Annotated in this window: 10 protein-coding genes; 4 read left to right on the top strand and 6 right to left on the bottom strand. The window is 32.3% G+C overall.

Translation table 11 applies throughout. From position 1 onward, the window contains the following. The 3 genes from K1X44_07555 to hisC all read left to right on the top strand — a co-directional run. Positions 1–1,064, top strand: a 1,064-nt coding sequence (locus K1X44_07555; protein ID MBX7147148.1) for a DNA repair protein RecN, incomplete at its 5' end; no start/stop codon positions are given. A 6-nt stretch (positions 1,065–1,070) separates the two neighbouring features. Next, on the top strand, positions 1,071–3,158 hold the full coding sequence (ligA, locus tag K1X44_07550; GenBank protein ID MBX7147147.1) for an NAD-dependent DNA ligase LigA: 2,088 nt from the start codon (positions 1,071–1,073) through the stop codon (positions 3,156–3,158). Between the two features lie 53 nt (positions 3,159–3,211). Then, complete coding sequence (gene hisC, locus K1X44_07545) at positions 3,212–4,333, top strand: histidinol-phosphate transaminase (protein MBX7147146.1); 1,122 nt, start codon at positions 3,212–3,214, stop codon at positions 4,331–4,333. On the opposite strand, the gene K1X44_07540 is transcribed toward hisC, so the two are convergent. Continuing rightward, on the bottom strand, positions 4,330–5,259 hold the full coding sequence (locus K1X44_07540; GenBank protein ID MBX7147145.1) for a DUF2125 domain-containing protein: 930 nt from the start codon (positions 5,257–5,259) through the stop codon (positions 4,330–4,332). The two genes, hisC and K1X44_07540, sit on opposite strands and share 4 nt — an antisense overlap. 149 nt (positions 5,260–5,408) lie before the next feature. On the opposite strand from K1X44_07540, the gene K1X44_07535 reads away from it, so the two are divergent. After that, the gene (locus tag K1X44_07535; GenBank protein ID MBX7147144.1) at positions 5,409–6,320 is read left to right on the top strand and encodes a DMT family transporter; all 912 of its coding nucleotides are present in this window, start codon (positions 5,409–5,411) and stop codon (positions 6,318–6,320) included. Positions 6,321–6,368: 48 nt separating this feature from the next. Here the strand turns inward: K1X44_07535 and K1X44_07530 are convergent, their stop codons facing one another. The 5 genes from K1X44_07530 to ftsE all read right to left on the bottom strand — a co-directional run bounded on the left by K1X44_07530 (position 6,369) and on the right by ftsE (position 12,829). After that, the gene (locus K1X44_07530; protein MBX7147143.1) at positions 6,369–7,931 is read right to left on the bottom strand and encodes a hypothetical protein; all 1,563 of its coding nucleotides are present in this window, start codon (positions 7,929–7,931) and stop codon (positions 6,369–6,371) included. Between the two features lie 246 nt (positions 7,932–8,177). Further along, positions 8,178–10,487: an adenosylcobalamin-dependent ribonucleoside-diphosphate reductase gene (locus tag K1X44_07525; GenBank protein ID MBX7147142.1), complete on the bottom strand. Its 2,310-nt coding sequence runs from the start codon at positions 10,485–10,487 to the stop codon at positions 8,178–8,180. A 73-nt stretch (positions 10,488–10,560) separates the two neighbouring features. Then, the gene (locus K1X44_07520; GenBank protein ID MBX7147141.1) at positions 10,561–11,205 is read right to left on the bottom strand and encodes a 1-acyl-sn-glycerol-3-phosphate acyltransferase; all 645 of its coding nucleotides are present in this window, start codon (positions 11,203–11,205) and stop codon (positions 10,561–10,563) included. A 75-nt stretch (positions 11,206–11,280) separates the two neighbouring features. Next, entirely contained in the window at positions 11,281–12,162 is an 882-nt protein-coding gene (locus K1X44_07515; protein MBX7147140.1) for a hypothetical protein, read from the bottom strand. A gap of 1 nt (position 12,163) precedes the next feature. Then, positions 12,164–12,829 carry a cell division ATP-binding protein FtsE gene (ftsE, locus tag K1X44_07510; GenBank protein ID MBX7147139.1) on the bottom strand — a complete coding sequence of 222 codons (666 nt, stop codon included), beginning with the start codon at positions 12,827–12,829 and terminating at the stop codon, positions 12,164–12,166. Positions 12,830–13,496: the final 667 nt, after the last annotated feature.

Genomic DNA, 13,496 nt, shown 5'->3' with positions numbered 1-13,496 from the left:
AAAACCAACGTAAAATTGACACTATGTGTGAAACGGCTTTAACGGAACTAAATGAACAACAAGGTATTACCAAAATACTTATGTCTTTAAGAAGACGCTTCGATAGAATTGATGATAAAATTCGTCCTTTATTTGATAATTTTATGAATACATTAACCCAAGCAGAAGAAAGCATTTCCCAATGCATTTATGAAATAGATAAAATATCATCTATGTCTGATTATAAAAACATACATGAATTGGAGCAAATTGAAGAACGTCTTTTTAAATTGCATGATTTATCACGTAAATATAATCTTCATTCAGATGATTTATCGTCATTTTATGAGGAAAGTTTAAACAAGCTTCATCTTCTTGAGAAAAAAGATCATCTTATGATTGAAGCAAAAAAAGAAGAAAGCGAAGCAAAAAAAGATTATATAACGAAGGCAGAAAAATTACGTCAAATTCGTATTCAATCCAGCAAAACTCTTATTCATTTAATTGAACAAGAATTAATGGCACTTAAATTCTCTTACGCTAAATTTTATATAAAAATTATCCCCCTTAAAGAAGAACAATGGGGTCATCACGGAATGGACCAAATTATTTTTGAAGCAACAACCAATCCTGATCGTGATGCAGGTCCAATTTCTTCAATTGCATCAGGTGGGGAACTGTCACGTTTTATGCTTGCTTTAAAAATCGTATTAGCGAAATCCGATCCACTTTCGACTTTAATCTTTGATGAAATTGATATTGGTGTTGGTGGATCAACAGCTGCTGCTATAGGTGAAAAATTACTGTTATTAAGCAAAGATAAACAAATTATTGTTATTACCCATTCACCACAAGTTGCGGCTGCAGCTAACAACCATTGGTCTGTAATCAAAACTATCAATGAAAATCAAACAACTACAAATATAATTTTATTAAATTCAGAAAAACGAAGAGAAGAAATTGCACGTATGCTTTCTGGCAAAGAAATCAGTACCGAGGCACGTTTTGCTGCCGATAAACTTTTAGATAAAAAAATTGAAGATAAAAAAACAAAAAATACACGTTTATCTTCTGCACGAAAATAATACGTCATGAGCAAATATATACATATACCGGTCGATGCTTTAACAGAAGAGCAAGCAACTTTTGAATTAGAAGATCTTGCCCATGAAATTAAACATCATAATGAGCTTTATCATCAAAAAGATACCCCAGAAATTTCTGATGCTGCTTTTGACAAATTATTTCAACGCAATCAAGCGATTGAAAAAAAATTTCCCCATTTAAAGCGTGAAGATAGTCCAAGCCAATTTGTAGGTTCTGCACCTGCTGCTGTTTTTTCTAAAATTCCGCATGGTGTACCTATGCTTTCATTAAACAATGGTTTTTCAAAAGAACATATTGTAGATTTCATTAAAAAAATTTGCCGTTTTCTTTCTTTATCTGAAAATGCATTAGAATTTATTGCAGAACCGAAAATTGATGGTGTTTCTACAAATCTTCTTTATGAAAATGGTTTTTTAACTAAGGGTGCTACCAGGGGTGATGGTAAAGTTGGTGAAGATATTACCAATAATCTTAAAACGATTAAAGATATACCCCATAAAATTCATGGAGGAAATATACCAAAAAGAATTGAAATCCGAGGTGAGATATATATTACTAAAAATGATTTTCTTGAGCTTAATCAATCACGTGAAAAAGAAGAAGAAAATTTATTTGCTAATCCACGTAATGCAGCCGCAGGAAGTTTACGACAATTAGATTCCACAATTACAGCTTCCCGTCCTTTACGTTTTTTTGCTTATGGATATGGATTACACCAAGATAAATCATTTAATACAGAACAAGAATTTTTAGACCAACTAAAAAAATGGGCCTTTCCTATCCCTACTACTTATCGATTATGTAAAACGTTAGATGACATGTTAGACTTTCATGCTTTTATGGAAAAAGAACGCGCAAAATTAAGTTATGATATTGATGGCGTAGTTTATAAAATTAATCAAATCCATCTCCAAGAGCGTTTAGGTATAATTAGTCGTACACCAAGATGGGCTATAGCTCATAAATTTACAGCTGAACAAGCCATAACATTTTTACAAAATATTACAATTCAAGTTGGTCGCACCGGTACCCTTACCCCTGTGGCAGAATTAGCCCCCGTAAATGTTGGTGGAGTTATAGTAACACGAGCTTCACTTCATAATGAAGATGAAATAAAACGTAAAGATATTAGAATTGGGGATATGGTTAAGATTCAACGTGCAGGTGATGTTATTCCCCAAATTGTTGGTGTCATTGTTGATCAACGCCCTATTCATTCAGAAGAATTTATATTTCCTGATCATTGTCCAGTTTGTGGGAGCCATACTATTCGAGAAAGTGACGAAGCTATACGTAGATGTACAGGGGGATTAATTTGTTCTGCTCAAATTATTGAACGTTTAAGACACTTTGTATCCCGAGATGCCTTTGATATAGATGGGCTTGGGTATAAACATATTGAAAGATTTTATCAGGAAGGTCTTATAAAAACACCAACCGATATATTTCATCTAAAAAATAAAATAAATATTTTAGAAACTCTCGAAGGATGGGGCAAACAATCTATAAAAAACCTTCTAGAATCTATTGAAAAAAGAAGAACTATATCTCTAGATCGTTTTATATATGCACTTGGCATAAGACAAATTGGCCAAAGGACATCGGGTCTTATTGCCAAACATTATAAAACTTATGACCAATGGTACAAATCCATGATCTCAAGTAGTAGAGACAATAATGAAGATAGAGAAGAATTAGTTAATATTGATGGTATTGGTCCCTCAACTGTAAACGATATCATAAGCTTTTTTACAGAACCCCATAATTTATCTTTGTTAGAAAATCTTATTAAAGAAATTGAAATTGAAAATATTTCTTCTCATTCCAATAATAACTTGCTTTTATCTGGAAAAACTCTTGTTTTCACAGGAACCCTCAATACTATGAGCCGTACAGAAGCAAAAGCCTTGGCAGAAAAGCTTGGTGCAACAGTTACGAGTTCTGTAAGCAAACAGACAGATTTTGTTATTATAGGTAGTGATGCAGGCAGTAAAGCCAATAAAGCAACTTCACTTGGGGTTAAAATACTTAACGAAACTGAATGGATTAAATTAACGACATCAACAAATTAATCGGCTATTTTAAATTATCAATGTAACTTTTATATTAAAATTATGAGACATATATGACTTTATCTGTTAAAGCAAACATTCTTGACATTAACCCCTATATAGGGGGTGACGCAGCATTACCCAATCAAACCAAAGTATTACGTTTAGCTTCTAATGAAAATCCTCTTGGGCCAAGTCCAAAATCTATGAATGCATATCGTAATTATGATCATCAATTACATCGTTACCCTGATGGAAGTGCACTTAAATTAAGACAAGCCATAGGTAATTTTTTTAATCTTAATTATCAGCATATAGTTTGTAGCGCTGGTTCAGAAGAACTTATCAGTTTACTTGCCCAAGCTTTTGCAGGACCAGGGGATGAAATTATTCATAGCCAGTACGGATTTCTTATGTATGCAATTGCTGCTAAGACAGTTGGTGCAACAATCATAAGCGCTCCAGAAAAAAATTTTAAAAGTGATGTAGATGCTATTATTAAATTAATTACAAAAAAAACAAAAATTATTTTTTTAGCTAACCCTAATAATCCAACGGGTACCTATCTTTCGATTAATGATATTGAAAAATTATATGCACATATTCCTGACCATACATTATTAGTTTTAGATGCAGCTTATGCAGAATATATTGATCAAAACGACTTTAATGCTGGTGAATTTCTTGTTAATAAAAATAAAAATGTTATCATGTTAAGAACGTTTTCAAAAATTTTTGGTCTTGCGTCCTTAAGGCTTGGTTGGTGTTATGCCCATCCTTTCGTTATTGATATTCTTAATCGTGTACGTAATCCTTTTAATGTTTCTGCTCCTGCACAGGTTGCGGGACTTGCGGCACTTGATGATGAAGAACACATAATACGTTCACGTAACCATAATAAAAAATGGCTTGCCTGGACAACAACTGAACTCAAAGAAATTGGTATTAATATCATACCAAGTATTGGCAATTTTATTCTTCTGTGTTTTTCACCTATAGATAATTATAAAGGTCCAACCGCATTAGGTATAGAAAAAGCTAATAAACTTCATAGCTATCTAAACTCTCATGGGATCTTACCTCGTAAAGTTGGCGCTTATGGCCTAGATGATTGTTTGCGTCTTACTATCGGTACAGAAGAAGAAGCAAAATTTACTATTGATACTATACGCCAATATACACAAAATGGTGTCTAAGACCAATTAATCTGTGGTATAGGAAATAATTTGATTGGACCTAGATAAAACCAACCTTGCTGGATAGTTATCGAAAGTTTTACTTCTGGCTGACCTTCTGTGTTCTTATTTGATAAACCTGATAATAAAAATTGGCCAATGGCAGAATCTGTTGGCTTTAATAATTTAGCTTCTTTTAATTTTTCAATTGTTTCATTATATCCTTTAATATTAGCAGTCATGGCAAGTAAAGGCTGCATATTGGGGTCAAATGCAAAAGTTCCATTACCTTCTAGCCAAAGTGGGGACCAATCTAAAAACATATAGTTAATATTAAGAATACCACCTTCTTTACTCCATTTCTGAATACCTTCAAAAGATAGTTTTTCAGGTGTACCATTCAATTCACCGTTAAAAATACAGGTTTTAATTTCCTGACCAAGAGGATTATTAAAAGCATTATTTACGAAAAAATTTTCTATTTTTAAATTCCAATTAATTTTTTTTTGATCGGGTGTATCATCACGTGTAGCAGAAAGTTCAAAAAAACCAATCTGCATTTGTTGAAATATGTCATTTTTTAATGATGAATTTTTTAAATTAATTCTAAGATTTTGGATTATATACGCAGAATTTAATTCGATATCGCCTTCAATTTTTTTTCCAGAAAGATCCCATAAAGAATTAAAACTCATATGATAATTTGTCCCTTCATTTATCATAAGAGAATTAGGCAACCATGGATAACTTTGTAATGTCAAACGATCACTTTTAAAAGACCAAGAATTAATCTCGTCAGTAAAAACAATATTCGGGTTAACAAAATTAATTTTAAAGTAAAAAGGATATCCTGTAATTTTTAAAGAATTGTCATAATTAATTTTATAATGTTTAGCTTCAATATGTTCTAATAAATTTTCTAAATTAGACAAAATTTTTGTACGCATCTGATACCAATAAATGCTATAACCAACACTTATTATACAAAATAATAGGAGGAGACATAATGTATATCTGCTTAATTTAGTCATTTTACATCTCTTTCAAACAAATAATTGTTTCTGTATATATTCTTTTATTATTACTTATATATTCTATGAAAAAACAGAATTTTCTTTCCTCAGATTATTTCTCATTTTTTATCCCTTGGCTTTTTGTCTTATTATGGAGCACAGGATTTATATTTTCCAAATTAGGTCTTAATTACGCACCACCATTTGCTTTTTTATCTTTACGTTATTTAGCTTTAATTTTTATCATGTTGATAATTTGCATTTGTACAAAAAGTACATGGCCAAAATCTAATAAAGAAATATTCCATATTGCTCTTTCTGGTTTTTTTCTACATGGATTATATCTTATTGGCGTTATGGGAGCCATACATTTCGGACTAGCTACAGGTATCACAGCATTAATTGTTGGATTTCAACCCCTTTTAACTGCTTTTATATCTAATTTTTTCTTAAAAGAATCTCTTAACAAATGGCAATGGCTTGGAATAATTTTTGGATTAATAGGTATCCTTATTGTTCTTTATCCCAAATTAGGATTTCATTCTCATGATCTCAATGCTGTTGGTTTTGCTATAATAGGGTTATTGGGTATTACTTTTGGAACTCTTTATCAAAAATATTTTTGTCCAAAATTTGATTTGAGAACAGGTGGTCTAATCCAATATTTAACAGCCGGCTTATTTACATTTCCTTTATCTTTTCTATTTGGAAATTGGCAAATAAAATGGGATTGGCTTTTGATTTTTTCTTTGGCTTGGTTGGTTATTATTTTATCTGTAGGTGCCATATCTTTACTAAGCTTATTAATTCGTCATAATAAAGCTTCATCAGTTGCAAGTTTATTTTATCTCGTTCCACCCTTGACGAGTATAGAAGCTTATATAGTTTTTAAAGAAAAAATTTATTTCTATACTTTAGTTGGCATGGGGTTAACTATAATAGGTGTTATATTGGTTATTCATTCAACATATAAAACCATCACTAAAGATAATTAAATAAAAAGACCCCCCTGAAAGGGGGATCTTTATAGAAATCAACTCATATTATGGGACAACTGGTCCGCCGTCTCCACCATCACCACCGTCTCCCCCATCACCACCGTCACCACCATCATCATCTCCGTTAGTATCATCATCACTTGGTTCAATAGTTACAGCACGTTCTTTTGCACCATTATCCGCATCACTTAAAGTAGCTTCACCAACAGCTGCTGTTTCTTCAGCCACTTCAACCTGTCCTCTAAACATTGGATTTTGGTCCAATTGTCTTACAACTATACTATAAGTTTGTATAGTTTGAGGTTGGTCTACATTAATTCTTAAAGGTACGATTGTAGTATTAGTTGTTCCAGGTTCTAATAATCTATATGTTACAGTAATTGGCTGAGTTGCTGTTTCAGGTGCCAATCTGTATTGTGTTATAGTTGGTTGTGTACTTCCCCCTGAAGATAAGTCAATTATTTGAGACTGTACAGGAGGTTGATATACCTGAACCCTATATATTGGTGCATCAGCTGCTGGAGCATCTGCATCAGCTTGGGCAGGATTATAAACACGGATTGGTGCTGAAGGAGCTTCCATCGGAGCATTTTCCTCAGCAGATTGACTAGGTACATAAATAGGACCTGGTATATAAATAGGCGCTGGAGCAGAAGTTTCTTCAGCAGATTCCTGATCAACCATTGGCCTTTCCATTATAACAGTTTTGACTTGAGGTGAACTACCAGGAACATCTGTATCAATCATTGGTCTTTCAAGTATAACAGTTTTAGCTTGAGGTGAGCTACCATCAACAGCATCTGCAGAACGTTTATCTAGTTTTTCAGCTGGTATTTCTGCATCCGCATCTCTTTTTGATTTTAAGACGGTAATTTTTTTAGCTTGTTCTTCTCTAGCTTGCTTAAAATTAGGGTCTTTAAAGAAAGGAGCTGGGGTTTGAGGTACTTCGACCATACCGGTATTTGCATTTGAAGCATCATCCAAGACTGCTAAAAGTTGGTCAAGAATAGGGCGATAACCAAACACTGTTATAGTTATATTTTCACCACTTCTTCTATCTGGCATTGTAATCATTGTTCGACTGCCATTTGGATCATTAAACTCATAAACTACATTACCATTACGATCTACAATGATATCACTGGCATTGCGTTCATTACGTTGTACATAATCCATTAATGCACGACCTTGGGGACTGTCTTGTTTAAAACTACCATCTGCATTAACAATAGTCATGGAAGGATCTTTTACTATTCTTGGGTCGTCATAAAAACTTATTTGTCCACCACCATTATTATATGTACGGGTAGTTACTAAAACATCTTGTGTATTAAACTTGTCAATTTTTATTTTTTTTAATTCAGTTGTTTGCGTAAAATTTGGTATAGTTTGATTACGTGATGGCATGTTAAGATTATTAAGATTATTTAATCCACGATTAGCATTAATATTGTTATCTAAAACTGCGCCACCAATCATACCTTCTGCGCATCGCCCAGCTGATTGATCATATCCTTTTTCGCAAAATATAATTTCTGCTGATAAGGGTCCTACTGATAAAAAACCAGCAGCTAATATTGTGCTTAAAACTAGTTTATTGGTATTCATAACTATTCTCCTTGTTTTTGTATTTTTCCGGATAAGATTAGTTTTTCTTATTAATTCATTTGTTATGCTTATGACTATAAACCATATTTATTAAAATACCGTTAAATACGTACAAGATTTGGAGAAATAAAATATTTATTTTTTGCTTAAAATTTTATGCCAATTTAACCAAAAATAAAACCTCTTGTTAAGAGGTTTTTATTAATTGTTAAAAATGTATTAATTTTTATTCTTGATAATTTAATATTAATTACATTTAGAATAACCACATGAAGTACAAACTGTACAGCCTTCCTGGTGTATTAAATGACCTTCTCCACATCTTGGGCATAAAGAACTTTGAGTTTTTTTTGAATCAGACGCCTGTTTCTTTGGCATATTTTCTATCCAAAATCCAATAATGCGCATATGTTGTTCAATAATGTCGGCTATAGCAGCTAATAATGATGGTACATAACGTCCGCCTAACCACGCACCACCATTAGGATCAAAAACTGCACGCATTTCTTCAACAATAAAACGAACATCACCCCCTCTTCTAAAAATTGCGCTTATCATTCTGGTTAATCCAACAATCCACGCGTGATGAGACATATTTTTAGAATTCACAAAAATTTCAAAAGGACGTCTTTGTCCATTTTCAATGCTATCATTAATTGTAATGTAAAATGCATGATCACTTTCAGGCCAACGCAATTTATAGGTCTGACCAGGTAAAACCTCGGGACGGTCTAACGGTTTGGTTAAAAAAGGTAATGAAACTTCAAATTCATCTTGAGCATAAGATTTAGCTATTTCTTTTTCTAACGGTAATTCAGTTTGGTTCTTATCACCATTATTTTGGTTTAATATATCTTTATCAATTTCCAATACAGCGCCAGTTACATCATTGGGTCTATATGTTGTACATCCTTTACATCCAAGATCATATGCTTCTTGATAAACCATTTTGAAATCATCAAAAGATAAATTTTCAGGACAATTAATTGTTTTAGAAATAGAACTATCAATGTATTTTTGAGCTGTCGCTTGAATAATTAAATGATCTTGGGGTGACAAATGTTGGCTATTCACAAAAGATTCAGGTAAAGAGGACTGGTTACCATATAATTGTTGATATAAATTATAAGCATAATCATATACTTCTTCAGATGATCTTGAACCATCGGGCATTAATATATTTCGTTTATAATGAAAACTAAAAACTGGCTCTAAGCCCGAAGAAACATTATTGGCTAGTAATGAAATTGTGCCTGTAGGGGCAATAGATGTAACAAGTGCATTACGTATACCTTTTTTATTAATTAAATCTTTTATTTCTTGGTCAAGATTTTTAATTGTTTGACCCGCACAATATTTGTCCGCATTAAAAAGGGGAAAGGACCCTTTTTCTTCAGCTAAATCAATCGACGCACGATATGCTGCATTTTGAAAAATTTGCAACCAATTCGACATAAGCTCTACAGAATTAGGACTACCATAGCGGACATTACACATTATAAAAGCATCAGCTAAACCTGTAATACCAAGCCCCAAGCGTCTTTTTGCCTGTGCTTCTTTTGCTTGTGTCTCAAGTGGAAATTTTGAAATATCAATCACATTATCCATCATTCTTATAGCTACGGTCACAAGTTCAGCTAGTTTTTCTAAATTTAATTGGGCGTTTTTTTGGAAAGGATTTTTAACCAAAGCCGCAAGATTAATTGAACCTAAAAGACATGCCCCATAAGGTGGTAATGGTTGTTCACCACAAGGATTGGTAGAAGAAATTTGTTCACAATAATAAAGGTTATTTTGTTGATTAATACGATCAATAAAGATCACTCCAGGTTCTGCATATGCATAGGTAGAGCGCATAATGCGATCCCATAAATCTTTAGCAGGTAATATTTTATGAGTTATCCCATTGAATTTTAATTCCCATGATTGGTTTTGTTTAACTGCTTTCATAAAATCATCTGTAACTAACACAGAGAGATTAAACATACGCAAACGTCCTGCTTGATGTTTAGCATCAATAAAATCTTCAATATCAGGATGATCGCAGCGTAATGTTGCCATCATAGCACCACGACGATAACCAGCGCTCATAATTGTGCGACACATTGAATCCCAAACATCCATAAATGATAATGGACCTGATGCATCAGCACCTACCCCTTTTACAGGAAATCCCTTGGGTCGCAGGCTAGAAAAATCATATCCAATTCCACCACCTTGTTGCATAGTTAATGCAGCTTCACGTAAATGCTCAAATATACCATTAATACTATCGGGTATTGTGCCCATAACAAAACAATTGAAAAGTGTTATGTGCCGATCAGTTCCGGCACCGGCTAAAATACGCCCGGCAGGTAAAAATTTAAAATCTTCCATAGCTTCATAAAAACGTTGGGTCCAATATTCTTGTTTTGATTTTTGTTCAACCTGGGTCAAGGCTCGCGCAACCCGAAGCCATGTATCTTCAATCGTTTGGTCAACCTTTGTACCATCAAGGTTTTTCAACCGGTATTTCATATCCCATATTTGTTGCGCAATTGGCGAAAAATTTATCATCTCTTACATTAAATCCAAGGATTAAATAAATTAGAAATATTGGGATCTAAGATCAAGTAACATTTAAATAATACTATAATAACTTATAACTTTCTTGTTCAATTTTTTCTTCAAGATTTTTCATAAATTCCTCCCGAGTTAAACCTTGGGCAAGTGGTTCTAAAAATTTTATAGTAATTGTACCAGGTTTTTTAACAAAAGCATTACGTCCCCAAAATAAACCTGAATTCAGGGCAACCGGAATAATTGAAGCATCAATATATTTATATAAGGCCGCTATACCAATATGATAAGGTGCTTTCTTTCCGGGTTTTACTCGTGTGCCTTCGGGGAAAATAATGACACTGCGATTATCATCAATAATTTTTTTAGTTGCTGTTAACATATATTTCAAGGATATACCCTTACCAGAACGATCAATAGGTATCATCCCATAAGCCCGAAGATAGTCGCCAAAAACCGGAATTTTTATTAATTCTTTTTTTAAAATAAAGACAGGTCTTGGTAATAATAAGATAAAAAATAAAGTCTCCCAAGTTGATTGATGTTTAACGGCGTAAATAGCTTTTGTATTAACCAAATGATCATGACCAACAATTTGATAATGTATACCCACAATTAATTCTAATCCCTTTAATATTGACCTTGACCATAAATAGGCAATATAAAAAACAATGGATTTAGAAAAAAGTAAAAGAGGCCACGCAAAAATAGCCATTAAAATAGTTACACAATAAAAAAAGATAATAAAAATTAATGAACGAAAAATAATAAAAAGTTTACACATGGTAAATTATGTAAATTTTTCAAGGGAGCGCAGAACTGTCCATCGTGCTGTAAAAAACGCAATAAGACCCATCGATAGGGGAAGACATGCAAGCAGAACCCAATGCCATAATTTTAAAGAAAAATTTGTAAAAATTACTGTATCAAAGAAATTAAAAAAATGTCCTATACCAAATAAAGTTAAAAAAGCTATTGATCCTCCTAATATACCACCCTTTAATCCTAAACGTAATGCATGTGATTGAAATTGCTTAGCCACATAAATATCTTGGGCACCAACTATATGCATAATATGAACAACTTTACGATGGATTGAAAGTCCTGTGCGTGTTACAAAAATAACTGTTAAAATACAGGCAAATGTTATAATAAAAACTAAAATATAAGCTAACAGCCTTATGGAATCAGCAAATGGGATTAATCCTTTCATCCAACTATGATTATCATCAAGAACAACATCAGGATTAATTGATATAAGAGATTTTTTTACCGTCCCTAAATCAGGTATGGCATGAGACATATATTTAACAGCTATAAGATCTGGTATTGGTAAATTAGCTTTTGACGCTTGTGATCCCAACCAAGGTTCTAAAAGATTATCTATTTCATCAATAGAAAGAATTCTAACTTCTGTAATACCTTCTGTATTTTGAAGTGTTTCGAAAATTTTATTTAATTGTTTTTTGTGATCATTGGGATTATCTGGATCAGATGGCGGAATTTGCACTGTTAAAGATCCCATTAAATTATTATTCCAGCGTATTGCAATATCATTAAGTAATAAAGCACCAGCCAAGGCTAACATTGCCAAATAAACCATAAAACCTATTATCCAAGGCAGAAATCTAGCAGATATATCTTGGGTCAACGGGATATTAATACGCAGCAAATTATTTTCCTTTAAGCATTTTAATCATATTACTTTCAATCCGTATTTGGGGGTGGGTAAATCTGCCAACCAAATTTTCATTATGGGTTGCAATAACAACTGTCGTTCCCATCTTATTTAATTCATCAAATAAATACATCAATTTTACACCTATACTGTCATCAACATTACCCGTTGGTTCATCTGCTAATAAAAGGCTGGGCCTTCCAATAACAGCTCGTGCAATGGCAACACGTTGTTGTTGCCCACCAGATAAAGTATGGGGAAAAGCATGCAGATGATTTGATAAACCCACCCATATTAAAAGTTCTGTTACATATTCATGAACAAGTTTTTTGGGTATACCTGCAACTCTTAAAGGTAAAGCTACATTTTCAAAAGCCGTTAGATGATCCAATAATCTAAAGTCTTGAAAAATAACCCCTATACGACGGCGTAATAATGCAAAATCTTGATGGCGTAATGTTTGAACATCACGACCAAAAATTCGAATTGTTCCAGCCGCAGGACGTAAAGCCAAATACATTAACCTTAATAAAGAAGATTTACCAGCACCACTGGGACCAATAAGAAAATGAAAAGATCCAGGATTCAATTGAAAATTAATATCATGCAAAATTTCTGGTTCTAAACCATAACGCATCGAAACATTTTCAAAAAAAATCAATTTATTTAGCCTTTAAAATCTAGATTATTTGTAATTTATTTAAAACTATTCATTTTGATATTCAAGCTTTGTTATCAAACATTTTAATACATTCTTAAAATTCGGACAAATCTATTAAAACCAGACCCAAAAAGAAGGCAAATCAGATACTGAAAAGGTGAAAGTAACAGTAATAAATATAAAAGGTTGTCCATGCTCTTAGCCCTAAAGCATCTTAAATTTATTAACTCTTATTCTAAATAAAATATCTTTCCATAATTCATCCCCTTAATTGAATCACTCATAATTCTTCATACTATCCATAGGTTGATTTACTAAAATAATATATTTGTATAGATAACTAAAATTTGAATTGTTTATAGACCAGATTCTTCAAAATCAATTTTTTCCTTTCAATCCTATTTTATCAAATAATTAAGGGCAGATTCATTTTGCTTATTTAATAGAGAATAACTATCAGGCCATAAAAAAAATGAATAAAACTAGAACGATATTCTTATGGAAAATTTATTTATAAAAAAATCATAATAAATTATTAAAAATATTAAAAATTATCAATTAATTATAATTTTAATTCTTTTTGTTTTTAGAAAGGAATAATTATGACAAAAAAAATTTTGAATTATGTTACTTTTTTTAGCATTTTGTTAACTTTAGGTGGATGTGG

The organism is Alphaproteobacteria bacterium (assembly GCA_019695395.1).
Taxonomy (GTDB): Bacteria; Pseudomonadota; Alphaproteobacteria; order JAEUKQ01; family JAIBAD01; genus JAIBAD01.
Note: the sequence above shows the minus strand (reverse complement) of the source record. Positions and strands in the feature narration are given on the sequence as shown.